Annotated in this window: 25 protein-coding genes and 1 riboswitch; of the genes, 13 read left to right on the forward strand and 12 right to left on the reverse strand. The window is 71.7% G+C overall.

Annotated elements, in window-relative coordinates:
- Nucleotides 1-64 precede the first annotated feature (64 nt).
- The 4 genes from ACZ7L4_RS40385 to ACZ7L4_RS40400 all read left to right on the forward strand — a co-directional run bounded on the left by ACZ7L4_RS40385 (nucleotide 65) and on the right by ACZ7L4_RS40400 (nucleotide 4,381).
- Nucleotides 65-1,243, forward strand: a complete 1,179-nt coding sequence (locus ACZ7L4_RS40385) for an FAD-dependent oxidoreductase (RefSeq protein WP_472110055.1) — start codon at nucleotides 65-67, stop codon at nucleotides 1,241-1,243.
- A 180-nt stretch (nucleotides 1,244-1,423) separates the two neighbouring features.
- A complete protein-coding gene (locus tag ACZ7L4_RS40390) occupies nucleotides 1,424-1,999 on the forward strand; it encodes a HutD/Ves family protein (RefSeq protein WP_472110056.1) in 576 nt (191 codons plus the stop codon).
- 101 nt (nucleotides 2,000-2,100) lie between these two features.
- Nucleotides 2,101-3,219 (forward strand): alcohol dehydrogenase family protein, encoded by a 1,119-nt coding sequence (locus ACZ7L4_RS40395; protein ID WP_472110057.1) that lies wholly within the window; start codon nucleotides 2,101-2,103, stop codon nucleotides 3,217-3,219.
- Nucleotides 3,220-3,256: 37 nt separating this feature from the next.
- Complete coding sequence (locus ACZ7L4_RS40400; protein ID WP_472110058.1) at nucleotides 3,257-4,381, forward strand: mandelate racemase/muconate lactonizing enzyme family protein; 1,125 nt, start codon at nucleotides 3,257-3,259, stop codon at nucleotides 4,379-4,381.
- 619 nt (nucleotides 4,382-5,000) lie between these two features.
- Here ACZ7L4_RS40400 and ACZ7L4_RS40405 read toward each other — a convergent pair.
- The 7 genes from ACZ7L4_RS40405 to ACZ7L4_RS40435 form a co-directional block, all read right to left on the reverse strand.
- Complete coding sequence (locus tag ACZ7L4_RS40405) at nucleotides 5,001-5,954, reverse strand: aminoglycoside phosphotransferase/kinase family protein (RefSeq protein ID WP_472110059.1); 954 nt, start codon at nucleotides 5,952-5,954, stop codon at nucleotides 5,001-5,003.
- A gap of 59 nt (nucleotides 5,955-6,013) precedes the next feature.
- A complete protein-coding gene (gene abc-f / locus ACZ7L4_RS40410; RefSeq protein WP_472110060.1) occupies nucleotides 6,014-7,666 on the reverse strand; it encodes a ribosomal protection-like ABC-F family protein in 1,653 nt (550 codons plus the stop codon).
- A 174-nt stretch (nucleotides 7,667-7,840) separates the two neighbouring features.
- Nucleotides 7,841-8,371, reverse strand: coding sequence for a MarR family winged helix-turn-helix transcriptional regulator (locus ACZ7L4_RS40415; protein WP_472110061.1), 531 nt, complete (start codon nucleotides 8,369-8,371; stop codon nucleotides 7,841-7,843).
- 59 nt (nucleotides 8,372-8,430) lie between these two features.
- Nucleotides 8,431-9,498, reverse strand: coding sequence for a PP2C family protein-serine/threonine phosphatase (locus ACZ7L4_RS40420; protein ID WP_472110062.1), 1,068 nt, complete (start codon nucleotides 9,496-9,498; stop codon nucleotides 8,431-8,433).
- Nucleotides 9,499-9,668: 170 nt separating this feature from the next.
- A complete protein-coding gene (locus ACZ7L4_RS40425) occupies nucleotides 9,669-10,076 on the reverse strand; it encodes a hypothetical protein (protein ID WP_472110063.1) in 408 nt (135 codons plus the stop codon).
- A 497-nt stretch (nucleotides 10,077-10,573) separates the two neighbouring features.
- On the reverse strand, nucleotides 10,574-10,714 hold the full coding sequence (locus ACZ7L4_RS40430) for a hypothetical protein (protein ID WP_472110064.1): 141 nt from the start codon (nucleotides 10,712-10,714) through the stop codon (nucleotides 10,574-10,576).
- Between the two features lie 179 nt (nucleotides 10,715-10,893).
- Complete coding sequence (locus ACZ7L4_RS40435; RefSeq protein ID WP_472110065.1) at nucleotides 10,894-11,307, reverse strand: NUDIX domain-containing protein; 414 nt, start codon at nucleotides 11,305-11,307, stop codon at nucleotides 10,894-10,896.
- A gap of 36 nt (nucleotides 11,308-11,343) precedes the next feature.
- Nucleotides 11,344-11,569: riboswitch (cobalamin riboswitch) on the forward strand.
- Nucleotides 11,570-11,732: 163 nt separating this feature from the next.
- Between ACZ7L4_RS40435 and metE the strand changes: the two genes are divergently transcribed.
- The 3 genes from metE (at nucleotide 11,733) to ACZ7L4_RS40450 (ending at nucleotide 16,402) form a co-directional block, all read left to right on the forward strand.
- The gene (gene metE, locus ACZ7L4_RS40440; protein ID WP_472110066.1) at nucleotides 11,733-14,051 is read left to right on the forward strand and encodes a 5-methyltetrahydropteroyltriglutamate--homocysteine S-methyltransferase; all 2,319 of its coding nucleotides are present in this window, start codon (nucleotides 11,733-11,735) and stop codon (nucleotides 14,049-14,051) included.
- 242 nt (nucleotides 14,052-14,293) lie between these two features.
- The gene (locus ACZ7L4_RS40445) at nucleotides 14,294-15,409 is read left to right on the forward strand and encodes an alpha/beta hydrolase (protein WP_472110067.1); all 1,116 of its coding nucleotides are present in this window, start codon (nucleotides 14,294-14,296) and stop codon (nucleotides 15,407-15,409) included.
- 288 nt (nucleotides 15,410-15,697) lie between these two features.
- Nucleotides 15,698-16,402 carry a restriction endonuclease gene (locus ACZ7L4_RS40450; protein WP_472110068.1) on the forward strand — a complete coding sequence of 235 codons (705 nt, stop codon included), beginning with the start codon at nucleotides 15,698-15,700 and terminating at the stop codon, nucleotides 16,400-16,402.
- Between the two features lie 69 nt (nucleotides 16,403-16,471).
- Here ACZ7L4_RS40450 and ACZ7L4_RS40455 read toward each other — a convergent pair whose 3' ends face one another.
- Nucleotides 16,472-17,392 carry a zinc-dependent alcohol dehydrogenase family protein gene (locus tag ACZ7L4_RS40455; RefSeq protein ID WP_472110069.1) on the reverse strand — a complete coding sequence of 307 codons (921 nt, stop codon included), beginning with the start codon at nucleotides 17,390-17,392 and terminating at the stop codon, nucleotides 16,472-16,474.
- 393 nt (nucleotides 17,393-17,785) lie between these two features.
- The gene (locus ACZ7L4_RS40460) at nucleotides 17,786-18,688 is read right to left on the reverse strand and encodes an RNA polymerase sigma-70 factor (protein WP_472110070.1); all 903 of its coding nucleotides are present in this window, start codon (nucleotides 18,686-18,688) and stop codon (nucleotides 17,786-17,788) included.
- 183 nt (nucleotides 18,689-18,871) lie between these two features.
- Between ACZ7L4_RS40460 and ACZ7L4_RS40465 the strand changes: the two genes are divergently transcribed.
- A complete protein-coding gene (locus tag ACZ7L4_RS40465) occupies nucleotides 18,872-19,642 on the forward strand; it encodes an SDR family oxidoreductase (protein WP_472110071.1) in 771 nt (256 codons plus the stop codon).
- A 58-nt stretch (nucleotides 19,643-19,700) separates the two neighbouring features.
- Here the strand turns inward: ACZ7L4_RS40465 and ACZ7L4_RS40470 are convergent, their stop codons facing one another.
- The 3 genes from ACZ7L4_RS40470 to ACZ7L4_RS40480 form a co-directional block, all read right to left on the reverse strand.
- On the reverse strand, nucleotides 19,701-21,362 hold the full coding sequence (locus ACZ7L4_RS40470; protein WP_472110072.1) for an alpha-L-fucosidase: 1,662 nt from the start codon (nucleotides 21,360-21,362) through the stop codon (nucleotides 19,701-19,703).
- 153 nt (nucleotides 21,363-21,515) lie between these two features.
- Nucleotides 21,516-22,154, reverse strand: a complete 639-nt coding sequence (locus ACZ7L4_RS40475) for a hypothetical protein (RefSeq protein WP_472110073.1) — start codon at nucleotides 22,152-22,154, stop codon at nucleotides 21,516-21,518.
- 103 nt (nucleotides 22,155-22,257) lie between these two features.
- Nucleotides 22,258-23,184, reverse strand: coding sequence for a calcium-binding protein (locus ACZ7L4_RS40480; protein WP_472110074.1), 927 nt, complete (start codon nucleotides 23,182-23,184; stop codon nucleotides 22,258-22,260).
- A 243-nt stretch (nucleotides 23,185-23,427) separates the two neighbouring features.
- Between ACZ7L4_RS40480 and ACZ7L4_RS40485 the strand changes: the two genes are divergently transcribed.
- The 5 genes from ACZ7L4_RS40485 to ACZ7L4_RS40505 all read left to right on the forward strand — a co-directional run bounded on the left by ACZ7L4_RS40485 (nucleotide 23,428) and on the right by ACZ7L4_RS40505 (nucleotide 26,846).
- Nucleotides 23,428-23,916, forward strand: coding sequence for a DinB family protein (locus ACZ7L4_RS40485; protein WP_472110075.1), 489 nt, complete (start codon nucleotides 23,428-23,430; stop codon nucleotides 23,914-23,916).
- A gap of 264 nt (nucleotides 23,917-24,180) precedes the next feature.
- On the forward strand, nucleotides 24,181-24,876 hold the full coding sequence (locus tag ACZ7L4_RS40490) for a HemK2/MTQ2 family protein methyltransferase (protein ID WP_472110076.1): 696 nt from the start codon (nucleotides 24,181-24,183) through the stop codon (nucleotides 24,874-24,876).
- Nucleotides 24,860-25,108 carry a CDGSH iron-sulfur domain-containing protein gene (locus ACZ7L4_RS40495; protein WP_472110077.1) on the forward strand — a complete coding sequence of 83 codons (249 nt, stop codon included), beginning with the start codon at nucleotides 24,860-24,862 and terminating at the stop codon, nucleotides 25,106-25,108. The genes ACZ7L4_RS40490 and ACZ7L4_RS40495 overlap by 17 nt, the downstream gene beginning before the upstream one ends.
- Complete coding sequence (locus tag ACZ7L4_RS40500; RefSeq protein WP_472110078.1) at nucleotides 25,105-26,184, forward strand: iron-containing redox enzyme family protein; 1,080 nt, start codon at nucleotides 25,105-25,107, stop codon at nucleotides 26,182-26,184. Before ACZ7L4_RS40495 ends, ACZ7L4_RS40500 begins: the two co-directional genes overlap by 4 nt.
- On the forward strand, nucleotides 26,181-26,846 hold the full coding sequence (locus tag ACZ7L4_RS40505; protein ID WP_472110079.1) for an HAD family hydrolase: 666 nt from the start codon (nucleotides 26,181-26,183) through the stop codon (nucleotides 26,844-26,846). The genes ACZ7L4_RS40500 and ACZ7L4_RS40505 overlap by 4 nt, the downstream gene beginning before the upstream one ends.
- The last annotated feature ends 8 nt before the right edge of the window (nucleotides 26,847-26,854 follow it).

Raw genomic sequence — 26,854 nt, forward strand, 5'->3', positions numbered from 1 at the left:
CACGGCTCACCGAAGAGCGCACGGCTCACCGAAGAGCGCACGGCTCACAGAAAGCAGCCCCATCGTGGATGTCGATCACTCCCAGAACGTCGATCACTCCCAGTACGTCGTCGTCGGAGCGGGACTCGCGGGCGCGGCCACGGCGTGGCAGCTCGCGGCCGCCGGGCACGAGGTCACCGTCATCGAGCGCGGCAGCCCCGCCGACGAGGCGGGCAGCTCGCACGGCTCGGCGAGGATCTTCCGGTACGCCTACCCGTCCGCGTTCTACACGCGCCTGGTCGCCCGCTCGCGCGCCCTGTGGTCGCAGCTGGAGTCGGCGAGCGCACAGACCCTGATCACCCCAACGGGCGCCGTGGACTTCGGACTTGAGCGCGACCCGGCAGCGCTCGCCCGGATTCTGGAGGAGGCAGGGATCGAGCACGAGCTGCTCGCTCAGGAGGAAGCCACCGTCCGCTGGCCGCAGTTCAACTTCGAGACCCAGGTGCTCTGGCATCCGCAGGCCGGTGTCATCGACGCCGAACGCAGCGTCGAGGCCATGGTCGTCCAGGCCCAGAAGCACGGCGCCCGGCTCCTCACCGACTGGGAGCTGAGCGCGGTCGAACGCCGCGGCCACGGCTACACGTTGCGCAGCGCCGACGGCCGGCGGCTCGACGCCGAACGCGTGGTCGTCGCCGCGGGCGGCTGGCTCCCGAAGCTGCTCGACCTGCTCCCGCTGCCCAGCGCCTTCAGGGCCGGACTTCCGCGCTTCGAGGTCCGCCAGGAGCAGGCGTTTCACTTCCGCTACCGCGAGAACCACCGCTGGCCCACCTTCATCCACAAGAACCTCAGGATGCAGACGTACGGGCTTCCCGGCGGCCGCGACGCGGACTTCCAGGGCCTGAAGGTCGCCGAGTTCAACGGCGGCAAGCCGTTGCAGTCGGCCGCGGAGCAGGACGGCGTGGTGGACGCCAGGAACCGCGAGCGCGTCATCGACTACGTCCGCCGCCATCACCCCGGCCTCGACCCCAGGCCGTACGCCGAGACCACCTGCCTGTTCACCAACACACCGAACGAGGACTTCGTCCTGGACCGCTGCGAGGGCCTCACGGTGCTGTCCCCGTGCTCGGGACACGGGGCGAAGTTCGCGCCGCTGATGGGCACGCTGGCGGCGGGTGTCGCGGCGGCGGCCGACGCGACGGCGGGGCGGACGCTGATACCCGAGCCCTTCTTGACCGGAACCGATCACGCGGGAGCAGCCCGATGAACACCGTCGCCGTGATGCCTCGATCGCCGACGTGACCTCGGGCGGGCCCTCAGGCATCGCATGACATGAACCGGCCGGCCGCGCCACGAGGGGAGCGCGGCCGGCCCATCTCCCGGGCGTCGCCATCCCCTCGTCCACGCCGGGTACCCGTGGCCGCAGCCATCAGGAGGAGGACCAGCCATGTCCACACATCACACCACCGCGGCCCGCATCGTCCGCACGACCGACCTCGCCCCGCAGCGCTGGGCCAACGGCGGTGGTTGGACCCGCGAGATCCACCGCGAGGCCGCCGCGAGCCCGGACGGCCCGCCCGCCTGGCGGCTCAGCCTCGCGGACATCGACGAGCCGGGCCCCTTCTCGTCCCTGCCCGGCACGGACCGCCACTTCCTGCTCGCCGCGCCGCGCTCCGCGCCCTTGGAGCTCGTGGTCGACGGTGTCACCCACACCGTGCACTTCACCCGGACCGTCTCCTTCGCGGGCGACGCGGAGGTGTCCACTACCGTGGTCCCGCCGGGTACCCGCGCCCTCAACCTCATGGTCCGCGAAGGCACGCCCGCCTCGCTCGAACTCCTGGGAGGAGACCTGGAGTTGACGGTCACCTCGCGAACCTTCAACGCCCTGGTCCTCCTCGACGGCGAGGCGCGGCTCGACGGCGAGCCACTCTCACGGTTCGACGCAGTCCTCCCCGGCCGGACCGGCGCGCAGCTCACCCTGCGCGACGCGACGGTGGCCCACTTCCCCGTCCAAGCCGTATAGCGTCCCGTGGCCGTGCCCTTCAGGCTCCATCACGGAGTGCGCGAGGCGTACCAGCACACACGGCCACTGATGAAGCACCACCCACACGAGAGGAAACGCCCTTGCTGCCGACGACGATGTCCGCCGTGCTCCTCACCGGTCACGGCGGCCTGGAGAAGCTCGAGTACCGCACCGATGTCGAGGTGCCGCGCCCCGGAAAGGGCGAGGTGCTCATCCAGGTCGCCGCCGCCGGGATCAACAACACCGATGTGAACACCCGGATCGGCTGGTACTCCAAGGCCGTCGACTCCGCCACCGACGAGGGCGGCGCCACCGGGTTCGACACCGTCGACGACGTGGACGCCACCTGGTCGGGCAAGGCGCTCGAATTCCCGCGCATCCAGGGTGCGGACGTCTGCGGGCGCATCGCCGCCGTGGGCGAGGGCGTCGACGCCGACCGCGTCGGCGAGCGCGTCCTGGTGCGGAACATGCTGCGCACGCCGGTCGACTACCGGCCGTACGAGTGCTGGACGTTCGGCAGCGAATGCGACGGCGGCTTCGCCCAGTTCACGGTCGCGCCCGCGCAGGAGACGCACACCGTGCGCAGCGAGCTGTCGGACGAGGAGCTCGCCGCGATCCCGTGCTCGTACTCGACCGCGGAGAACATGCTGCACCGGGCCGGGGTCGCGGCCGAGCGAGTCCTGATCACCGGGGCCTCCGGCGGCGTCGGCCTGGCCGCCGTGCAGCTCGCCAAGCGCCGCGGCGCGACCGTCGTCGCGGTGTGCTCCCGCTCCAAGGCCGACGAGGTCGCCGCCCAGGGCGCGGACCGGACGGTCGACCGCGACACCGACCTGGTCGCCGAGTTGGGCGCGGGCAGCGTGGACGTGGTGCTCGACCTCGTCGGCGGCCCGGCCTTCCCGCACCTGCTCGACGTGCTGCGGCAGGGCGGCCGCTACGCCAACGCCGGGGCGATCGGCGGGCCGATCTCACAGATCGACCTGCGCACCGTCTACCTCAAGGACCTGTCCCTGTTCGGCTGCACGTTCCAGGAGGACGAGGTCTTCGACAACCTCGTCCGGTACATCGAAGGCGGCGAGGTCCGTCCGGTCGTCTCCCGCGTCTACCCCCTGCGGGAGATCGCGCACGCGCAGGAGGACTTCCTGGCGAAGAGGCACCTGGGAAAGCTCGTCCTCGTACCGCCGCCCGTCGCGTCGTCCGCCGACACCGCGCCGTCCGCGTAACGAAACCCGCCGCACCGCCCGGCCCCGAAGGGAACCCATGAAGATCTCACGCATCGACCTCTACAACGTCGACCTGCCCTACTCGGGCGGCGTCTATCGGCTCTCCGGCGGCCGCACCTACGAGTCGTTCGAGGCCGCCATCGTCCGCATCACCTGCGACGACGGCACGGTGGGGTGGGGCGAGAGCACGCCGTTCGGGCCCACGTGGATCGCCGCGCACGCCGCGGGTGCCCGCGCGGGGATCGCGGAGATCGCCCCGGCCCTCCTCGGCCGGGACCCGCGGCAGACCGAGCGGATCCACGACGCTATGGACGGCGCCCTCGTGGGCCACCAGCACGCCAAGACCGCCCTCGACGTCGCGTGCTGGGACGCCTTCGGCAAGTCGGTGGGCCTGCCGGCGTCCGAACTCCTCGGCGGCGCGACGGGCGTGCCCATGCCGATGATCTCCTCGATCCACGCGGGCGACCCGGAGGAGATGCGGGCCCGCGTCGCCGACCACCGGGCCCGGGGATACCGCGGGCACTCCATCAAGATCGGCGCCCTGGACCGGGAGGGCGGACCCGCGCTCGACGCCGAACGCATCACGGCGTGCCTGGCCGACCGGGGGCCGGGCGAGTTCTTCATCGTCGACGCGAACAACGGGATGCTCCCCGAAACGGCGCTGCGGATGGCGCGGCTCCTCCCGGCCGGCCTCGACTTCGTCCTGGAGGCCCCGTGCGCCACCTGGCGCGAGACGAAGTCACTGCGCCGCAGGTTCCCGTACCCGATCGTGGTCGACGAACTGGCCCAGCTGGACGGCGACATCGCCCTCATCGCGGCGGAGGACCTCGCCGACGGCATCGGCCTGAAGATCTCCAAAGCGGGCGGCCTCACACCCGGCCGCCGCCACCGTGACATCTGCCGCGCGGCCGGCCTCACGATGAGCGTGCAGGACACCGTGGGCTCGGCGATCGCCTTCGCGGCGATCCTCCAACTCGGCGCCACCGTCCCCGAACAGCTGCTGCGCTGCGTACTCAACTGCCAGGACATGGTGACCCTGAAGACCGCCGACGTCGACGCGGTCTTCACCGAGGAAGGCGTCCGCCCGTCCGGCTCGCCGGGTCTGGGCATCACGGTCGACGAGGAGGTGCTGGGCGCCCCGGTGGGGACGTGGGAGGACTGACCTCGGTCCCGGAGGTGCCGGGGGCCCGACTACGGCTGGGCGGTGCACCGTTGACGCCGCGTTTCAGGCCCGGACAGCGGGGCAGTTGGAGGCGATAGCCCGTCCGGTTCCCTCGCGAGGTGCCCTCGACGCGGGGTGGGACGGGGTGTCCCGGCTGCCGCCGTGCATGCGGCAGCCGGGACAGCGCGGGGCCGACGCTCCCCGTCACTCGGCCCTCGCGCGTGCCCTTCTTGCGTGAGCGGGGCGAGGCTGCGGGAGTGGCCGCACCGACCGGTCGCGCCTGAAGGGCGGGGGCTGGGACCGCATTCATGTCGGCGATGCGGCTCCAGCTGCCAGGTGGCTGTGTCACGGCCCGGGATCCAGGGGGCCGGAGACGTCCGATTCCAAGTCGGACCCCAGTGGGAGAATAGAAACCGCTCGGGCTGATCGGAAGAGTCCTGCGGTCAGCTGCTGCGGTGGAGTCAAGGCGCGAACGACGAAGAGCGCACCGTCGGGGGAGACCTGCCGGATGGCCAAGCGATCCATCGACGCTGCGGCGGCGGTCGCGTGGTACGGACGGCCGGGTTTCGCGAAGCGACCCTGACGGCAACCGGCTTCGGACCGGCACGCCGACCTGGACCTAGTGACACTCGCCGACGGCGAACGGTGTGGTCCGCCAGTGGTCGACCGCGGGCCTGAGGTACTCCAGCAGTTCGGGAAGCTGCGGAACGAGAGTGAGGGTGGCGATGACGCGCAACATGCCCAGGGCGTTGACGAAGGCGAGGACCTCCTTGTCGAGCGGCCGCGCGCCGTTGCGAGCGGCGCCGCGGTTGTAGGCGGCTTCGTGCTCGGGGCCGAGTGCGGCATGGTCCCACTCGACGGGCCCCAGGGTGACCAGCTCGAACTCGGCGTAGCGGTCGCCGTCCACCGCGTGGAAGATGTTCGCGGGTGGGGAGTCGCCGTGGATGGGCTGGAGTTCGATGCCGGGGAACCGGGCCTCGAAGGCGCCGCGTGAGCGGACGAGGGGCTCGAGGAGTTGCCATTCGCGGCGGGCCCGGTCGAGGTCGGCCGCTTCGATCAGGTCAGGACACCGGTCGAGCCGGGCGAGGCCGTCCGCTATGAACTCCGGGTCGGCCGCGGACAGGAACTCCAGGCGGTCGCCCGGGTAGGCGCGCAGCGCCGTGTGCAGGTCGGCGGTGCTCTCGGCGTTCGCCACGTAGTCGGGTTCCTTGTCCCGTGCCTCCTCGACGTACTCCCAGAACGTCATCGAGAATCCGTCGCGATGCACGGGTGTGCGCGGCACGAGCGGGCTGGGCGCGATCACGGGGACTGCCCGGTCGGCCAGCCACTGCGTGACGTCCAGCTCGTCCTGCTGGCGGCGCCCGAGGGCGGCCAGGTCCACCGGGCGCGGCAGGACGGTGGGGATCCGGGCCACGATCGGCGCTGGGGCCAGGTGGATGACGACCGAGAAGACATCGTGGAGCACCGTCGGCCTGGTGACGGTCAGGCCGAGCCCTCGCCCGGCCGCGGCGGCCGCCTCGATGGCAGCGGCGGTGCGGTCGGCGCGCTGTTGCGGTGTCAGGAAAGTGGTCATGGGCCCCTTGTTCCGGTGGAGTGGGGGATGGCGAGCGGTTCAGGGCGGGGTGGGTCGGGTCAGCACCTGCGGCCGGAGCGCAGTTCCAGCCGCTCGGCCGCAAAGCGTGCGCGGAAGTCGTGGTCGTGCGAGACCGCGACTACCGCTCCCGGGAATGCCGCGAGCGCCGCCTGAAGGTCCTCGACGAGGTCGAGTGCGATGTGGTTGGTCGGCTCGTCGAGGACGAGGAGGTCCGCGGGCCGGGTCACCAGGGTCGCGATCTGCAGCCGTCGCCGCTGCCCGACGGACAGGGCGGCAACCGGGACGTGCAGGTCCTGTTCGCGGAACAGGCCCAGCGACAGGAGCTGTTCGGCGTACTCGTCGGGCATCCCCGGTCGCCCTGCGGCGAACGCCGCGAGCAGCGGCAGCCGCGTGGTGCGCGCGGGCAGTTCCTGGGCGAGGTAACCGATCCGGGCGGGACGGCGCACCGTGCCCGCGTCCGGCTGCAGGTCGCCGGCCAGCACGCGCAGCAGCGTGGACTTGCCCGCGCCGTTCTCGCCCGTGACCAGGAGACGGGACCCGGGCTCGATCGTCAGGGCCCCTTCCAGGCGCAGCCGCTGCCCGACCCGTACGTCGTGGAGCTCGGCGAGTGTTCCCTGGGCCGGGCCGTCGGCCACCACTGTCGGCGTCGTGGTGAATCGGAGCGGCTCCGGCGGCCTGGCCACCGGGTTGCGCCGCAGCCGGTCCAGGCGCTCGCGCACCGCACGCACCTGCCCGCCGAGCTTCGCCTCGCTGGAGCGGCGATGCTTGCCGAAGCCCTGCTTGGGGTCGCGGCCGGTACCGGCAAGCCGCCGCCCGGCGGCCTCGAGCAACTCCTCGGTACTGGCCACCTCCTCGACCCAGTCCGCGTACCTCTGCTCCGCTGTGCGCCGGGCGGCGGCCTTCGCGGCGCGGTAGCCGGACCACCCGTCGCCGTACCGGTGCACGGTGCATTCGTCGCGGTCGACCTCGAGGATCGTGGTGGCGATGCGCTCCAGGAAGCCGCGGTCGTGGGTGACCGCGACGACGGTGCCGCGGTGGGCGCGCAGGCGGTCCTCCAGCCAGCGCACGGCGGTCGCGTCGAGGTGGTTGGTCGGCTCGTCCAGGAGCAGCAGTTCGGGGGCGGCGGCCAGGGTGCAGGCGAGCGCGAGGCGCGACTGCTCGCCGCCGGACAGGGAACCGAGCGGCCGCTCGCGGGTGATCCGGGCCAGGCCGAGCCCGTGCAGGGCGGCGTCCACACGGGCGTCCGCCTCGTACCCGCCCCGTTCCTCGTAGGCGATCAACAGCTCGCCGTACGTGGCAAGCTCTTCCTCCGAGGCGTCGGCGAGGGACTCCTCCGCCGCGCGGAGCCTGCGCTCCATGTCGCGCAGTTCGGCCAGGGCGAGGTCGACGGCGTCCTGCACGGTGCGGTCCGCGTCGAGGTCGAGGGTCTGGGCGAGGTGGCCGGTTCCGCCGGGAAAGCGGACGGTGACCTCGCCGGTGTCCGGCGGCTCGGCCCCGGCAAGCAGCCGCAGCAGGGTGGACTTGCCGGAGCCGTTCTCGCCGATGACGGCGGCCTTCTCGCCCGGCCGGACGGTGAAGGAGACCTGGTCGAGGACGGTCCGGGTGCCGTACGACTTGGTGACGGCCTTGACGGACAGCTGCGCCGTGGCGTGGAGGGTGGCGGGCAGGGTGGTGTGAGCGCGATCGCGCATGGGGCTTCCCCTGGGCATACGAAGGGTCTACGGGCAGCAGAAACGGCGACAGGGCCGTGCCCGGACTCAGACGAAGAAGAGGAAAGCCATGCCCCCACCATAGCAAGACGAGACGTCTCGCCTCAAGAGTTGCGGGATGCCCCACACTTCTGGGTGCCCGCGGGGCGCCGCCGATCAGCCTGCCGCCGGTGCTTCGCCCCAGCCGAGCGGATGAAGATCCGTGCCTTCGGCGAGGGACGGGACCAGGGGTTCGCCGCCCACGCGGTTGAAGTCGGTCAGCGCGTCGATGAGCGCCGTCCGCTGCCGCGGAGCGAGCCGTTCGACGATCGAGGTGATCTCCCGGCGGCGCCGGGAGGTGACGTCCTCCACCGTGCGCCGGCCCTCATCGGTGAGCCGCAGCAGGTTCTCGCGCCGATTGTCGGGGTTGGTCTGCCGGTCCGCGAGACCGGCGGCGATCAGCCGGTCGACCATGCGCATCGCCGTGGACGGGGCCACGCCCAACTGCTCCGCCAGGACGACGAGTTTGGTCGCACCACGCGACGAGAGCACCACCAGCATGCGGAACTGTGGGAGCGTCACCCGCTCCTCCACCTCGGCGAGCGAACGCGCGGACACCGCCACCAACACCCGGGAGGCGGTCAGTACCGCACGGGTCACCGCATCCACGTCGTCCATGCGCTCCCCCGGAGCCGCGTTCCTGGCCATGCCCCCATTCCTACCCTGCGTGCGGCGCGCCAGAGCTGCTGCTTCACGGTGTTCGTGCCTCACCGCTCCCGGTAGCGCAACAGCAGCATGGCGGCGTCGTCGTGCAGCGGTCCGTTGGCGTGGCGCACCACGTCCTCGCGCAACGCCTCGAGCGCGCCCTCCGCCTCGGACGCCTTGAGCAGGCGGGCCCGGTCCTCCAGGGGGTAGAAGGCCCCGTCCGTGTCGCGGGCCTCGGTGACGCCGTCGGTATAGAGCAGGAGTTGGTCGCCGGGGACGAAGTCGATCCCAAAGGCCCGCGGCGGGTCTCCCCCGTGCTCACCCAGACCCAGCGGCAGCGCGTACGCGGGCGGGCGCGGGAAGTCGACGGAGCCGTCGGCGCGTACGAGCATCGGGGCCGGATGCCCGCAGTTCAGCACCACGGCGGCGCGCTCTTCGGCCCGCACCTCGACGAGGACCGCGGTCACGAACTTCTCGCCGTTCACCTCCCGGGCCACGCTTCGTTCGAGGCGGGCGGCGAGAGCAGCGAGGTCCGGCTCGTCGTGCGCCGCCTCGCGGAAGGTGCCCAGGACCAGGGCTGCCGTCTCCACGGCGGCAAGCCCCTTGCCCTGTACGTCGCCGACGATCACCCGCACGCCGTGCGGCGAGGCCACGACCTCGTACAGGTCGCCGCCGATCCGCGCTTCCGCGACGGCGGACGTGTAGGACACGGCGACCTGCAGCGGTCCCGCGCTGCGCGGGACCGGGCGCAGCAGCACCCGCTGGGCCACCTCGGCGATCGAGCGGACACTGGCCAGTTCCGCCTCGCGCCGCCCGCGCGTGCTCGCCGCTATCACCCCCGCGAGCGTCACGCCGGCGACCGAGGCCATCGCTGTGTAGCCGCGCCGCGTCTCGAACAGCCCGTCGTAGTGCCCGAGTCCCGCACACAGCAGCAGCGCCACGGCTCCGATCAGCGCGGTGCGACGCCACGTGCCGATCAACCCGGCGAAGGCGGGTCCGAGCGACACCAGCGGGAGAAACCCCACCCCAGGACCGGCCGTGAGGTCCACGACGGTGACCACCGCCATCACCACGACGGGCAGCCCGGACAACACCCAGTTCCTTCTGCCCTGGCGCGTCCTGGCGGCCATGGTGCTCCCACATGTGTCGTGACTGGTCCGAGCCGCCTTCGCCGGGCGGCCCTCCCCCGTCTTTGGACTATGCAAATGATTTCGTCGCTCACGTGAAGTCTCCGCGCGCCCCGTTACCCAATCGAGTCGGACATCGACGCCCCCCTGCGGACCCAGTCACACCCGCACGGTCAGCTACCGTGCCCCAATGGACAATTGACCTCACCCGAGGCCGTTTCCCGCCAGTGCCGGGCGCAGTACGCCACGTCGCACTGCGGACAGAAGCCCGCATCCCCCTTCAGGCCCGCCGTGTGCACCCGAGCCTGGGTCCGCGGGTACTCGAACGCCGCCCAGTACCGCAGCGCCTCGACCTCGCCGACGTTCTCACCCATGCCGTTGGAGTAGCCGCCGCTTTCCACGATCAGCCACCACAGCCGGGAGTCACGCACTCGCTGGTACGCGCCGCGCTCCCCCACCGCCCAGCTGTACCAGCTCGCCGGGTGCACTCCAGGTTGCGCGAACTCCAGCCGGGCCGCCTGTGCGTGGCAGAGGGCGCACGCCACGTGCAGCACGAACCACAACGCCGGGATCTGCTTCATCCAACCCGCCTACTGACCCAATGAGTTCGGGCATGGCAACGCCACAGCCGCCAGGCACTCCGCCCATATTTGCACAGTGCAAGGCTCATTGGGGCGAACATCCCCGGACTTCCGCAATTCGCCCACTGTGCCCACTCCCGGGAAGTACCTGCTCACGGCCTGACCCAACCAGCAGAATCGCGCGATCGGCCGGCGCCGACGAAGGCGCCGCCGGTCAGCACCGGAACCACCTCACTGACGTCCAACTCCGCGGCGACAGTGACATCCTCGGCGAACCCGGCGGCCTCGAGTTCGCTCCCGGACGAGCAGGCCGCGACCGCAGCGGATGGATCCGGGACCAACGCTCACCAGCGGCGATCACCCCGACAGGGCGCTCGACGCTCCCGTACCCCTGGGCGCCGAGCCACCGCCCGACGGCTGTCGCATTCCGCAACGAGGCGGCGACCACGGTGAAGCCTCGGTGACCGCTCGGCGCCCCACCGCCAAGGCGGCGTCCATCAGCGACAGGGGAACACCCGCGTTCCCGCATCGACCGCGACCGTCACAGACGTGGTGAACGACAGCACGTCGACGACGACCAGGCAGGTCACATCGGCCGCGAGCCGTTCCGCCCCTACCGGGCCCCACTCGAAGCGCATTCAGCCCCCGTACCAAGGCGCGCATCGCCACCCTCAACACCGTCCTGCGCACCACGACCAGCAAGCCCGTCAGCACCGTGCTGTCCCGCTTCCTGGCCCCACCGGCCGACACCTTCACCCTGCCGACGTACGACTCCCCCACTACCGGTGGGCGATGACCGGCCTCCGCGGCCCGGTGGTCACCCTGCAACCGGCTCCATCCACCCCAACTCCCGCAAAAGCGGCAGCAAATGGTGTTCGACGGCGGGGGCCAGCCTGAGGCCCGGCTCGCGGCCGTCGGTCCAGCGCAGGGCGGACAGTTCGGCCGCCGGCACCGGATCGCCCATCAGCGTCGTGGCGAAGACCGTGAGGTGCATCGGCACGCCCTCCAGAGCCGCCCGCTCCTCCACCACGGCGAGCGGTTCGAGGCGGCCGGGCTCGACGCCCAGTTCCTCGCGCAGCTCCCGTACGAGCGTCTCCTCCGGTTCCTCGCCCGGCTCGGGCTTGCCGCCCGGAACGAAGTAGACGTCCGGCGCCGCCTGCTTGCTGACGACGAGCAGCCGCCCGTTCTCGACGACGGCCGCCGCGACGACCTTCATGACTGTGTGATCCATGCCCGCATTGTGCAACGCCACGTGCGACCAGCCCTTAGGGTGGGTGGTGCAGCTGGTTCGCCCCGTCAGCCAGGCGGGATGCGTCGCAAGAGGGAACCCGGTGGGAATCCGGGACTGCCCCGCAGCGGTGAGTGGGAACGACCGCCGTCACACGCACTGGGTCCGACAGACGGGACCTGGGAAGCGACGGCCAGTAGGTGTCCTCGTTCGTTCGAAGGACGTGCCCGCGAGTCCGAAGACCTGCCATCTGCCCGTGCTCGTACGACGCGTGCGCGGACATCCCGGTGACCTCGAGGGCGGGTCGGCGAACACATCAGGCGGACCACCGCGCCTCGTCCGCGCGAGGTCGCACCGCCGGTGGTGTCTCTCCTTCACGCGTTCCGGTCCCCGGGATCCATGGGATACGTCTCTCGAAGGAGAACTCCGTGACCACCAGGACCGCAGCCGCGGCAGCACGGGCCACCGTGCACGGCTACCCGCGCCAGGGCATCGGCCGGGAGCTCAAGAAGGCGATCGAGGGGTACTGGAAGGGCCGCGTCACCGCCGACGCCCTGCGTGCCACCGCCGCCGAACTGCGCCGCACCAACCGCCAGGAACTCGTCTCGGCCGGTATCGACGAGGTCCCCACCGGCGACTTCTCGTACTACGACCACGTCCTGGACACCACCGTCATGGTGGGCGCCGTCCCTGAGCGCCACCGCGCCGCCGTCGCGGCCGACGCCCTGGACGGGTACTTCGCGATGGCCCGCGGCACCCAGGACGTGGCGCCGCTGGAGATGACCAAGTGGTTCGACACCAACTATCACTATCTGGTGCCGGAGTTGGGGCCTGACACGGTGTTCACCGCCGACTCCACCAAGCAGGTCGCCGAGTTCAAGGAGGCCCGCGACGAGGGGCTCGCGGCCCGCCCGGTCCTGGTCGGCCCGGTCACGTACCTGCTGCTGGCGAAGCCCGCGCCGGGCGTCGCCGCCGACTTCGACCCGCTCACGCTGCTGGAGCGGCTGCTGCCGGTGTACGCGGAGGTCCTCGCGGACCTGCGCGCGGCCGGCGCCGCATGGGTGCAGCTCGACGAGCCCGCCCTGGTCCAGGACCGCACCGCGGCCGAACTCGCCGCGGCCGAGCGCGCCTGCCGCGAGCTCGGCACGGCGACCGACCGGCCCAGGCTGCTCGTCGCGTCGTACTTCGACCGTCTCGGCGACGCCCTGCCCATCCTCGCGAAGGCGCCGGTCGACGGCCTCGCCCTCGACTTCACCGAGGCGGCCGCCGCCAACGTCGACGCGCTCGCGTCGGTCGGCGGCCTGCCCGGCAAGCGACTCGTCGCCGGCGTCGTCAACGGCCGCAACGTCTGGGTCAACGACCTGGAGAAGTCCCTCGCCACGCTCGGCACCCTCCTCGGCCTCGCCGACCGCGTCGACGCGGCCGCCTCCTGCTCGCTGCTGCACGTCCCGCTGGACGCCGCCCGGGAGCGCGACATCGACCCGCAGATCCGGCGCTGGCTCTCCTTCGCCCGCCAGAAGACCGCCGAGGTCGCCACCCTCGCCAAGGGCCTGACCCGCGGCACGGACGCGATCACCGCCGAGCTCGCGGTGAGCCGCGCCGCCCTCTCCTCGCGCGCCGCCTCCCCCATCACCCGCGACCCGGCCGTACGGGCCCGCGCCGCCACCGTCACCGCCGCGGACACCCGGCGCACCCAGCCCTACGCCGAGCGATCCGCCGCCCAGCGCACCCACCTGGGCCTGCCGCTGCTCCCCACGACGACGATCGGCTCCTTCCCGCAGACGGCCGAACTGCGCACGGCACGCGCCGACTTGAGGGCAGGACGCCTCGACACCGCGGGCTACGAGGAGCGGATCAGGAGCGAGATCCGCGACGTCGTCTCCTTCCAGGAGAAGACCGGCATCGACGTGCTCGTGCACGGCGAACCCGAACGCAACGACATGGTGCAGTACTTCGCCGAGCAGCTGACGGGGTACCTCGCCACGCAGCACGGCTGGGTCCAGTCCTACGGCACCCGTTACGTGCGCCCGCCGGTACTGGCCGGGGACATCTCCCGCCCCGCGCCGATGACGGTGCGCTGGACGTCGTACGCGCAGTCGCTGTCCGACCGCCCGGTCAAGGGCATGCTCACCGGCCCGGTCACCATGCTCGCCTGGTCCTTCGTCCGCGACGACCAGCCGCTCGGCGACACGGCACGCCAGGTCGCCCTCGCCCTGCGCGACGAGGTCAACGACCTTGAGGCGAACGGCACTTCGATCGTCCAGGTCGACGAGCCGGCGCTCCGCGAGACCCTGCCGTTGCGCACCGCGGACCACGCCGCGTACCTGGAATGGGCGACCGAGGCGTTCCGCCTGTCGACGGCGGGGGTCCGTCCGGACACCCAGATCCACACGCACATGTGCTACGCCGAGTTCGGCGACATCGTCCAGGCCATCGACGATCTCGACGCCGATGTCATCAGCCTGGAGGCCGCCCGCTCGCACATGCAGGTCGCCCGCGAACTGGCCGGGCACGGCTACCCGCGCGAGGCGGGCCCGGGTGTCTACGACATCCACTCCCCCCGTGTCCCGAGCCCGGAGGAGGCCGCCGCCTTGCTGCGTAAGGGACTTGAGGCCATCCCGGCCGAACGACTGTGGGTCAACCCGGACTGCGGCCTGAAGACGCGCGCCTGGCCCGAGACACGTACCTCCTTGGAGAACCTGGTGGCCGCGGCCAGGATCGTACGCGGGGAGCTCGGCTCGGCCTGATGCCCCGGGTGGCGTGCCGGGGTGTGTGTCACGGGCACCCCGGCACGCCACCACGCCGCGACCTGCTGCCTCTCGGCAAACCGCCGGGCGGTGTTGGGGGGTTGAACTGGTACCCCCCACAAACCCGACCTGCCACTCCTGCCGCGGAAACGGTCTCCTGGAACCGCGCGTCGGCCGGGACACCACCGGCCCGCGCGTCACCTCGCTCCCTCTCCCTCACGACCGAGAATGAGGTCCACTCCATGGAACGTCGCAAAGCGCTCGGCCTGATCGCGGGTGGCGGCGCCGCTGCCGCCGCGTCCTTCACGGCGCTGCCCGCCTACGGTGACGAGACCGGCCGCACCGGCGGCGCCGCCACGAGGCAGGCCGGCTACACCTTCGCCCTGGACAGGAACGTCAGGCGGACTTCCGTACGGTTCAAGAACCGCTACGGCATCACGGTCGCAGCGGACCTCTACGTACCGAAGAATGCTGCCAGCGGCAAGCTGCCCGCCCTGGCGCTCAGCGGCCCCTTCGGCGCCGTCAAGGAACAGTCGTCGGGGCTCTACGCCAACGAGTTCGCCCGCCGCGGCTACGTCGCTCTCGCCTTCGACCCGTCCTTCACCGGAGAGAGCGGCGGCACGGTGCGCGACGTGGCCTCGCCCGACGTCTGCACCGAGGACTTCAGTGCCGCGGTCGACTTCCTCGGCCTCCAGAAGATCGTCGACCGCGAACGGATCGGCGTGCAGGCCATCTGCGGCCTGAGCGGCATGGCGCTCACCGCAGCGGCCGCGGACAGCCGCATCAAGGCGGTGGCCACGGCCTCGATGTACGACATGTCGCGCAGCATTTCGCGCGGCCACGAGGACTCCTACACCCGTGAGCAGCGTCAGAAGGTCGTCGACTACGTCAGCCGACAGCGCTGGGCCGACGCCGAGAACGGCACCTTCGCCCGCGGATCCCACGAGGTCCCCTTCGACGACAACGGCAACGTCGCCCCCTCGAACCGCGTCCTGCCCAAGACCCTCCCCGCGGACGCCGACCCGGTCACGAAGAGCTTCTTCGACTACTACCGCACCGAGCGCGGCCACCACCCGCGCTCGATCAACTCCACCACCGCGTGGACGGCGACCACACCCATGTCGTTCTTCGCCTTCGAGCAGCTGACGAACATCGACATGCTGGCGCCCCGCAAGGCCCTCCTGGTGGCCGGCGCCGACGCCCACTCCCTCTACTACTCGCAGGACGTCCAGAAGACGGCCCCCGACAGCGTCGACCTCGTGGTCGTCCCGGACGCGGACCACGTCGACCTGTACGACCGCAAGGACCTCATCCCCTTCGACAAGCTCGACACGTTCTTCACGAAGAACCTCGCCTGACCGGAATCCCGCCAGGAAGCCCCGCTCGACAGGCCGGTCTGGCCTGATCCCCGCTTACGCGACCACCACGCGCCCGCTTTCCTGAGCCATTGTCAGTGGTGGCTGCGAGCATGGGTGGTTCGGCGGGGAGCAGCTTCAGGGGGAGGCCGCAATGCCTTGGGTCAGGCCGTACGTGCGCAAGGACGGGACGCAGGTCCGCGGAGACTCGGTGGCCGGAGCGGGGCAACAGCCGCGACCGGAGCCGACGGTGTCGTACCCGATCCGGTTCTCGTCTTCCGGTGGTGAGCGGTGACGCGGCGCCCGCCGGCCCGACGGTCGAGGCGGAGGCGGCGTCCCACCAAGCGGCAGCAGCGCCAACAGGCGAAGCTCGCGGCGCTGATCGCGGGCGCGGCCGTGGCGGTGACGCTCTTCGTCGCGGTCGTCAACTGGCTTCTCGCGCACTGGTGGTTGCTGGTCGTGCTCGCCGTGGTGGCCGTGCTCGCGGGCGCGGGCCTGCTGTACCGGCGCCGGCAGCGGGTCCTGTGGGAACAGACCCGCCGGCAGGGGCTGCGCTACGGGCTGCCCCAGCTGGACGGGCTGCACCACCGCGAGTTCGAGTACGCGATACGGGACCTCATGCGGCGGGACGGCTGCTCGGACGCGCAGCAGATCGGTGGCTCCGGGGACAACGGCGCGGACGTCCTCGCCACGGATCCGCTCGGCCGCAAGTGGGTGATCCAGTGCAAGCACCGCCGGAGCGGGGAGCAAGGCTCGGCGGTGGGCACGCCGGATCTGCAGCGGGTCAACGGGACGGCCCGCCAACTGTACGGCGCGGACGTGGTGCTGGTCGTCACGAACGGCCGCTTCACAACGCGGTGCGCGCCGCTGGCCCGCCGGCTGCACATGCACCTGGCGGACCGCTCGACACTGGCGACCTGGGCGGCGGGCTCGCGCCCCTTGTGGGAGATACTCCCGAGGATCCCGCCGCCGCGTCGCTCCACACCGCTCAGCTGAACCGGGGAACCGGCCGAACGTGTCATGTACGAGGTCACCGCACACTCAACGCCCGTCGACTCGGGCCTGTCACCTCTGTGGATCGATGAGGATCTTTCCTGTGTGGCCGACCTGCGCGCTCCCGAAGTAGGTATCGAGTTCGCTCAGCGCGACCCGTTTGCCCACGGCCGTGTGCAGACGGCCCCGGCGCAGGTGCTCGAAGACCGGTGCGAACAGTTCGGAGAGGTGTCGGCCACCGTCCGGCTGCACGATGTCGCGCAGCCGGAACAGCTCGATACGGGCACCGCGTTCCCCGGTGAAGCACGCGGCCGGGAGCGGGGCACCCGACAACAGCCCGTAGTGGACGAACGTGCCGGCGCCCGACGTCATCGCGAACACGTCGCCGCCCACGGCACCACCGACACAGTCGAAGCCGACATCGGCCCCGCGCGGCCCGACCACCGCACGCAGGCGTTCCTGCCACCCCGCCTCGTCCGTCCGGATCACTGCCCGCCACCGGGACGGATCCGCGACCTCCCTCCCCGGTGTTCCGCGCACGACCCCGACCGGCGTGACCCCGCGCTCGGAAAGGAGTTCCGCGAGGTGTCCGCCGATGGTCGACGTCGCCGCCGTGATCACGACCGTACGTGCCCGCGGCGGGCAGAATCGGTCGACCATCAGCGCCGCCGTCAGGGGGTTGATGTAGGCGAAGCAGGCCACCTCGTCGGGCAGATCGTCCGGTACCGGCGGGCACCAGGCGTGGTCGAGCCGCTTGTACTGCTGCCAGTTCCCCGCCGAGCCCAACGGCAGCACACGTGTCCCCGCGACCCGCGCGGGCACTCCCGGTCCGACGGCGTCGATCACACCGACGCCCTCGAAACCAGGAATCAGGGGAAACCGCGTCCGCGAGCCGTACGCCCCCGAGACGGTGACCTCGTCGGAAGGATTCACCGTGGACGCGAGCATGCGCACCACGACCTCGCCCTCGCCGGGCCGCGTGGGATCGTCCACTTCACGGACGGTCAGGACATCTGCGAGCCGACCGGGCACATCAACGACGGCAGCCAGCACCAGCGGCCTCCCCACACACGCACACGCATCCACACACCAGACGGCTTCATCCTACGAGGAGCCCGGAGCGTCCGGCCGACACATCACTCACGAACCGTCGTCACGCTGCCGCCTGCACCTCTTCGCGTACCCGAGCCGGCGAGGTGCGCCAGGGGGCGCCGTGGCAGGGGAGCACCCAGGACGCCGGCAGGTCCACGAGGTTGGCGAGGGATTCGAGTGCTTCGGCCGGGTCGTCGGTGAAGGGGGCCGGCTGCGGGCCGGCCCGCCCCGTGCGCCGGTCACCAGAATCGGGTTGCTCACGGGCGAAGTCCTCACGGGGATCAGGGGCAGGGGTCAGCGGCCGACGGCGGTCTGCCGCGCCACCCGTTCCAGCTTCTGCGGGTTGCGGACGTGGTACGCCCCGGTGATCAGGCCGTCCTCGACGTGCACCGCCACCACGCCGTCGATCTGCCCGTCGATCCGGACCAGCAGCCCCGGCCCGCCGTTGATCTGCACCATTTCGACGGTCCGTTGCGCCTCGCGCTGCCACCACCCGGTCTCCAGCAGCCGGGCGACACGGTCCGCGCCCACCACCGGCCGCGGCAGCGCGTGCCTGATCCCGCCGCCGTCGCTCAGCGCCACGACGTCCGGCGCGAGAATGTCCAGGAGGCTCTGCAACTCCCCCGTCTCGACCGCCCGTTGGAACGCCTGGAGCGCGGCCCGGGTCTGCTCGGGCGAGACGGTGCCGCGCGGGCGGCGCGCCGCGACGTGCGCCCGCGCCCGATAGGCGAGTTGACGGACCGCGGCCGGGCTCCGGTCGACGGCGGCGGCGATCTCCTCGTACTCCATGGCGAACACCTCGCGCAGCACGAACACCGCCCGCTCGACCGGCTGAAGCGTCTCGAGGACCAGCAGCATCGCCATCGACACGCTGTCGGCCAGCTCGACGTCGTCGGCGACGTCCGGCGCGGTCAGCAGCGGTTCCGGCAGCCACGGCCCGACGTACGACTCCTTGCGGCGGCCCAGCACGCGCATCCGGTCCAGCGCCTGACGGGTGGCGATCCGCACCAGGTACGCGCGCGGCTCCCGCACGGTCGACGGATCGACACCGGCCCAGCGCAGCCAGGTCTCCTGCAGGACGTCCTCGGCGTCGGCGGCGGAGCCGAGCATCTCGTAGGCGACGGTGAACAGCAGATTGCGGTGTGCGACGAACGCCTCGGTGGCCGCGTCCGCCGTGCGGTCGCTGAACTGGCCCATACCCTGCTCCCGTTTGCCGGCCGGTGTCCCCGTCTCACCCCACGTGACGCCGCGCGACGCGTCCGCGTAACACCGGCCGCGGGTGGCGCACGTCACACCGGCACGGCTGTTACGCGGGCGGGGGCGCCGCCGTCCCATGGGTGTCCGCCACGAGAGCGCACGGAGAACGGAGACACACCCACCATGCCCACCACCACCTTCGCGGTCGCCGGAGCCACCGGTCGCCTGGGGCGCCACATCATGGACGTCCTGGCCGAGCGCGGCCACCAGGCCGTACCGATGTCCCGCGCCACCGGCGTGGACGTCATCACCGGCACCGGCCTCGAACAGGCCCTCACCGGCGCCGACATCGTCCTCGACGCCGCCTCCTGGCACGCCTCCGACAAGGAGGCCGCCACGGAGTTCTTCCGCACCGCCGCCGACAACCTGCATCGCGCGGGGCAGCGGGCCGGGGTCGAGCGGATCATCGCCATGTCCATCATCGGCGCCGACAAGGCCACCGCCGGATTCATCGCCGCCCAGCAGGCGCACGAGGAGGCGCACCTGACCGGCCCGCTGCCCGCACGCATCCTGCGGGCCGCGCAGTTCCACGAGTTGGTCGGGCAGCTCCTGGACTGGCAGCAGGGCGACACCGCGTATGTGCCCGCCCTGCCCGCCCAGTTGGTGGCCTGCCGCACCGTCGCCGAGGCGCTGGTCGACCTCGCCACGGCCCCCGGCGCACCCGCCGCTCACTCCCCCGGCACGCCCATCCCGGAGATCGCGGGCCCCCGCCGGGAGACCCTGTCCGAGGCCGCCGCCCTGCTGGCCGCCCGGCGCGACATCAAGGTCGTGGCGACCGACGGCTCCGCCATGCCCGACGCCGACCTCGCCGCCTCCGGCGCCTTCCTGCCCGGCCCGCACGCGACGCTCGCCGGTCCCACCTTCAAGGAGTGGCTCGACGCCCAGGCCCACTGACCGCGACTACGGCTACGCCCCCCCGTTCGACGATCGGCCCCGGCCACGGGCCCGTGCGTCAGTCCGCCGCCCGGTGCAGCGTGGTCCGGCCCAGGTGCGGCTCCGCGCGGGAGGCGAGCACCTTGACGCGTACGCGGTTCGCGGTGACGGGGGCGTCCAGCGGCAGGATCCGCTGATGGCCGATGGTGGTGCCGGTGGCGATCTGCCGCCAGGTCCCGTCGATGTCGGCCTCCACGGCGAACTTCTCCACCCGTTGCCCGTGCTCGATGTCCTCGCGGACCGCGACCCGGTCGAAGGTGGTCGTCCCGTCGGCGTTCGCGGCGACGGGCGCGCCGTACACCTTCCGGACCCGCTGCCCGAACGCCGTCAGCTCGGCGACGTCCGCGGCATCGATCGTCCCGGCCTTCGACGGCGGCACGTTGAGCAGCAGGGTCGCGTTGCGTCCGACGCTCTTCTCGTACAGGTCGAAGAGCTGGGCGGCCGTCTTCGGCTTCTGGTCCGGGTGGTGGAACCAGCCCGGCCGGTTGGAGACATCGGCCTCGGCGGGGAACCAGGACAGGTGGGTCACGCCGGTCTCGGTGAGCCGGGTCCGGGAGCCGATGTCGTCGACGCTGGCGCCGTGCGGCAGCAGCCATTCGCCGTGGTACGTCCACGGGTCGGCGGTCGTCGGAATGACACTCCACTCGGTCTCGCGGGCGACCCCGCTCTCGTTGCCGACCCAGCGCACGCCCGCCGGGCCGCCGAAGACCACGGTGTCCGGCGACAGCGCGTCGATGACCCGGAACCACTCCTCGAAGCGGTACTCCTGGGTGATCCCGGCGTCGGCCCACGGATTGGCGCCGTCCAGCCAGAACTCGTCCAACGGCCCGTATTCGGTGAACAGTTCGTAGACCAGGTTCAGGTAGTACGCGTCGTAGTCGTTGACGTGGACGGTGAACGTGGGCAGCTTGCCTGAGCGCACGGCGTCCGCGCGGTCGTCGCCCTCCACGAGGGTGGGAATGGTGTGCTTCTTGACCTCGCTGCCGTTGCCGAACCGGCCGAGGCCGCCGGGCGCACGGTCACCGTCGTCGACGGCGGTCTGCTCCACCGAGGTCAGTTTCCCGCCCTCGGCCTGCTTCTTGCGCAGCGACTCGATCCACGTGGCGTGCCATTGATGGGGCAGCTCGCCGCCGTCGGAGGGCGAGAGATAGATCCCCACGCGCATCCCTTGAGCGCGCGCCGCGTTCACGTATCTGCGGACGACGTTCGGCTGCCCGGGGCTCTTGAGGATCGAATGGGGCGTGTACCGGCTGGGGAACAGCGTGAACCCGTCGTGGTGCTTGGCGGTGATCATCGCGAGCTCGGCGCCCATGGCCTTGTACGTGCGGATCCACTGGTCGGCATCGACCGCGGTCGGCGCGAACGTCGCCGGGTCCTCGGCGCCCGAGCCCCACTCGCGATCGGTGAAGGTGTTCATCCCGAAGTGTGTGAACGCCGTTATCTCCCGCCGCTGCCACGCCAACTGCCCTTTCCTGGGCACGACGTTCGCGGCCTTGGCGACGATCTGCTGCGGGGTGTCGTCCCCGCTGACCGGGATGATCGAGGCGGGGCGGATGCGGGCCCCGTTCCCGGCCGCCGCTCCCGTCGGCGCGGCAGCGGCGGCGTACGCGCCGGTGCCGCCGAGGGCGGCGATCGCGGGGGCGGCGCCCAGGACTCCGAGGATCTGGCGACGAGACGGCATGAATCACTCCCACAGGCACATTTGCTCGGATTTCTCTTCGCTGCGCTTCTGTGGATCATGACGCAGTAACGAGTTTTCGGTAAGAGCTGTGACGGGAGTGATCCCCCTGCGGCGCCGGGGAGCACGGGGTTGCTTACCGTGCCGCCGTCATGCTCAGGCGCGCCCCTGCTTCAACAGGCGTACGGCGGCGCGTGATTGACCGGCTTCCGTACGCGCCTGCCGGGCGCAGGCACGGTGTGCCTCGCCGTCGGCGGGGGTGGTCTCGGCCAGCCGCGTATGAAGATCGGCCAGCTTGTCCTGGGCCTCGGCCAGCTCCGCGGCCGCCGCGAGCACCACGGCGTGCAGCCGGGCCACTTCGCCGGCGGGGCCGTCGGCGAAGCCCACCTCGTCGAGGCGGCGGTCCGTGGCGTTCACCTCGCGTTCCACGGTCGCCTGTTCACGCCGGTCCCGTGCGGAGGCGCGCCCCGTCGCTTCATCGGTGCGCCGCAACCGCTCCGCACTGGTCCGCAGCATGTCGCGTCCGCGGGCGTTCGCGTCCGCGGAGCCCTGCAGCAGTGAGGACAGCGACTCGCCGGCGCCCGTGTCCCGCAGGTGCAGCCGGAGCTCCCGAGCGTCGAGGGACTGCTCGCGGTTGACCGCGCGTCGCTCGCGGCTGTCGGCACGGCGCTCGCGTTCGTCGGCAGCGGCCTCTCGCCTGTCGGCCGCCGCGTCCCGTGCATCGGCGAGCTCCTCCTGCCGCCGCAGCTGCCGATGGCGCTGCTCGGCCTGCTCCTGCTGGGTCCGGTTCACCATGGGGCTCTCCTGCCCGCTTCGCTCGGTTTCGCACACATCGCGCCTCCGGCACTGCGGGCAGTAAGGCCTGGCCGACCCGGTGGGGTCGGCCAGGCCGGCGGGGTCAGCGCACGTCGACGCAGTCACCGGTGGCGGTGACCGGCGGCGTGGTGGAGGTGCCCTCGAACTTGTAGCGGTAGCAGCGGTCGGTGGTGGCCTTGCGCGTCTGCTTCTCGACGCCCGCCAGGCTGCCGGTGCCGGTGCTGTGGCTGCTGGTGGTGGCGTACGAGCCGGTGAGGGAACGCTCCTGGAGGCGGACGGTCTGCTGGGTGTAGCCCGCGTACTTGTGGGTGTCCCAGTTGGCGCGCTCCAGCTTGCCGGTGATCGTGATCGTCTTGCCCTTGGCGACGGGCTCGGGAGCCGCGTTGTTGCTCAGCCGGGACCAGCGCTTGAGGTACCAGGTCTTGGCGTTGTCGGTGTCCACGTCCCCCGTGTCGGTGATCGCCCAGAGGGAGATCTTCCAGGCTCCGGCGTCCTGGTTCGTCAGCTGGTACTGGGGGTCGATCTTGAAGGTGGCCTTGCAGCTGTACGTGGTGTCGCCGGTCTGGGCGCACGGGTCGACGTCCGCGCCGAACTCCTCGGAGGTGAGGAACTGCTCCGGTCCGCTGTCGAGGTCGGTGCCGCGCCAGATGGACGCGTTGGTGCCGTAGAGCGTCGCCCCGCCGCTGATCGTCCACTTCACGGTGATCGTCTGCGTGTTCGTCGTCCCGACGCGGGCGCTGTTGCCGCCGTCGACGGTGACGCCGGAGACGACGGTGGGCTCGGCGGCGGTCGCGGCCAGGGACTTGGCCTTGGGTGCGGCGTCCTTCGCCGCCGCCGCGTCGGCGGCCGCGGCCCTGCTCCGCTCCAGCGCCTCGGCCGCGTCGGTCCCGCCCGCTGTCGCGGACGGCGTGACGAGCAGGCCGACGGCGAGCCCGGAGGCGGCCAGCGCGCCGACGCCCAGGGTCACCTTCTTGCCGGTCGTCAACTTCTTGCGGGAGTGCTGGGACATGAGGATGCTCCGTTATCGACAGGCGGATGCAGGTCACGGACGATCGGACCCACATCACGCACGGCCACAGCGACCGCACAGTCTTGATCGGCGATGAGGTGAAAGGGTTGTACGCGCGGGGCAGTTGGGGTCTGTGAGGTGCATCACGCTCGAATCGCCTCAACGGTTGGCTGTGACCTGCCGCCGCACGTCCATGGGCAGATTGCCGCCGTGCTTGTCAGTGGCTCCTGGCAGCATGCGCGCATGAACAGACAGAGCAAGGAGAAGGAGACGCTGTCGGCGTTCCTCGCGGCGCAGCGGGCCAGCGTGGTGGCCATTGTCGACGGGCTCGACACGCGGGCGCTGACCACGCCGGTCCTGCCCTCCGGCTGGACGCCCCTCGGGCTCATAGAACATCTGGGGCACGCGGAGAGGCACTGGTTCCAGGAGGTCGTCACCGGCGCGGCCGAGCCGCTGCCGTGGCCCGACGACCATGCCCCGCTGACGACACCGCGGGCGCCGGAGGTCGTGTTCTCCTTCTACGCCGACCAGTGCCGCCGTTCCGACGCCGTGATCGACCGCACCCCGTTGTCGGCGCCCCCGCGGGGTCGTCACCCCGAGCCCCTGGGAGACGAAATCGCCGACGTGCGCGGGATCATCCTGCATGTCGTCGAAGAGACCGCACGACACGCCGGCCATCTGGATGTCGCCCGCGAACTCCTCGACGGCCGAACGGGACTTGGGCCTCGCTGAGCCCGGCCCGTAGCACCTGGGGCCCCGCCGATGGCCACCAGTGGACGTTCCGGCGGGCTGCAGCCGGCGGTCAGACGCGGCACCTGAAACACGCCGGTTGAAGCGCGCGGATGTGGGCACCCGGGGTACTCCCATGCGCGCCACACGTGCACAGTGCGTCACGACCGCCTCGAGTGGCCGATCGTGGCGCGACGTCGCAAGGTGAGAGGACGGCCCGGCTCTGATCCCCGCGATCCCCGCGATCCCCAGTGTGGTGAGCACCGCATGACGACACATCCCACGGCGGGAGACGCGGCACCACTGCCCCGCCGACGCCCTCTGCTGGCCCCGCGAGGCGTGTACAAGCCCGGCGCCGACACCGCCCTGCTGCTGCGGACCCTCGACCACGAAGCGATCGCCCCGCACACCACCGTGCTGGACCTGGGCACCGGGTCGGGCGCGCTGGCCCTCTCCGCCGCGCGACACGGCGCTCGGGTGACCGCGGTCGACATCTCGTGGCGGGCGGTGTGGACCACGCGCCTGAACGCTCTGCTCAACCGCGTCCCGGTCACCGTCCGTCACGGCGACCTCGGAGCGGTACCGGACCTCGGCGCGTTCGATCTGGTCCTGAGCAATCCGCCCTACGTCCCCTCCCCCGGGAAGCTGCCGCTGCGTGGTGCCGCGCGGGCGTGGGACGGCGGATTCTGCGGCCGCACCGTCGTGGACCGTGTCTGCGCCGCCGCGGCACGGGCCCTGCGCCCCGACGGCGCGCTGCTGATGGTCCACTCCACGCTGTGCGGCGAGGACGAGAGCCTGGAGCACCTGGACGGACTCGGGATGAAGGCGGCCGTGGTCGACCGGGCTTTCGTGCCCTTCGGCCCGGTGATCCGCGCACACCACGGCTGGCTGTGCGCCCAAGGTCTGCTCGACAGGGAAGCGACGAGGGAAGAGCTGGTGGTCATCCGTGCCGAACTCCTCTGAGCGTCCGCGCCGCATCCGGGTCGACCGCGAGGGCCCCCTCCTCGTGGAGGGCCCCGTCGAGGTGACCGACGGCGACGGCACGGTGCACGAGTCCCACCGCTTCCAGGTCGCGATCTGCACCTGCCGACGCAGCCGCACCTTCCCCTGGTGCGACACCAGCCACCGCCGCAAGGCGACGCCGGAAGCCGCCCCGCCCCGACGGCCGGATCGCGAGGAAGGAGAGGAGACATGACCCCCACCCGCCTGGCACCCCCGCAACACCCTCCGGAGTCGCACTCCCGACCGCCCGAACTCCCCTCCGCCCGAGGCGAGTTGTCCCGTCAAGTGATCGCCGCGCTGCGCGACGGCCTCCCTCCCGACGCCCGGGCGCGGCAACACCAAGTCGCCTCCGCCGAGCCGTACGGTGGCGATCTCCAGCTCGCCCTGTACGTGCTCTACGAGCTCCACTACCAGGGGTTCCATGGGGTTGATCCCGAACTGGAGTGGGATCCGGGCCTGCTGGCTCTGCGGCGCCTGCTCGAGCAGCGGTTCCTCACCGCGCTGCGCACCGACGCGGCGCCCCGGACGGACGCCGCCGGTGCGCTGGCGGACCTGCAGATCGAGCCCGCCGGCCACCAGGCCTACAGCGTGAGCCACCACCTCGAACGCGACGGTGACACACGGCAGTTCCGGGAGTACGCCGCGCTGCGCTCCCTGTACCACCTCAAGGAGGCCGACCCGCACGCCTGGGTCATTCCCCGCCTGACCGGGAGGGCCAAGGCCGCGATGACGGCCATCGAGTACGACGAGTTCGGGGCCGGCCGGGCCGATGACATCCATGCCGGCCTGTTCGCGGCCCTGATGCGGGACCTCGGCCTGGAGACCGCCTACGGCCACTACCTCGACGCCGCCCCCGCGGCCGCCCTCGCCACGGTCAACGTCATGTCCCTGTTCGGTCTGCACCGCAGTCTGCGCGGCGCCCTGGTGGGGCACTTCGCAACGGTCGAGATCACGTCGTCGCCCGGCTCGCGGCGGCTGGCCAACGCGCTGCGGCGGCTGGGCGCGGGCCCGGCGGCCCAACGGTTCTACGACGAGCATGTGGAGGCGGACGCGGTGCACGAACAGGTGGTCCGCCACGAGGTCGTCGACGGCCTGCTGGCCGTCGAACCCTTCCTCGACGGCGACGTCGCCTTCGGCGTGAGCGCCACCGGATTCCTCGAAGACCGCCTCGGCGACCACCTGTTGGCGCGCTGGCGCCAGGGCGGGAGCGCGCTGCTGCGCCCCCTGCCGGATCCGGACGACACACCGCCGCAAGGAGGCACCCCGTGAGTGCACACGCTGCCGTCTTCGACGTGGACGGCACCCTCGTCGACACCAATCACCTGCACACCGTGTGCTGGTGGGAAGCGCTGCGCCAGGCAGGTCACCGTGTCCCGATGACCTCCGTGCACGGCGCCATCGGGCTCGGCTCGTCCGACCTGTTGGAGCATCTGCTGGGAGCGGACCGGGACAAAGACGAGGACTCCGCCATCAGCGCCGGGCACAAGGCCCTGTACGGCACCTGGCACGAGCGCCTCGCCCCCTTCGACGGGGCCCGCGATCTGTTGCGGCGCCTGCACGCGGACGGCAGGCCCGTGGTGCTCGCCACCTCGGCGAGCGGTCCGGAACTCAAGGCCCTCAGGGCAGCGATCGACGCGGACGAGGCGATCACCGCCACCGCGAGCGCCGACGACGTGGACGCGGGCAAGCCCGCGCCCGACCCGGTCCAGCACGCCCTGGAGCTGGTGGGAGCCGCGGCCGAGGGCAGCGTGTTCGTCGGGGACTCGGTGTGGGACATGCGGGCCGGGCGACGCGCGGGCGTCGTCCCCATCGCCGTACTGAGCGGCGGGGTGTGCCGCGCCGAGCTGGAGGAGGCAGGGGCCGCGGAGGTGTACGACGACACGGCCGACCTGCTGCGCAACCTCGACGGCAGCGCGCTCGGAGGCGGCTGAGACCCGGC

This window comes from Streptomyces sp. NPDC107575 (assembly GCF_055657265.1).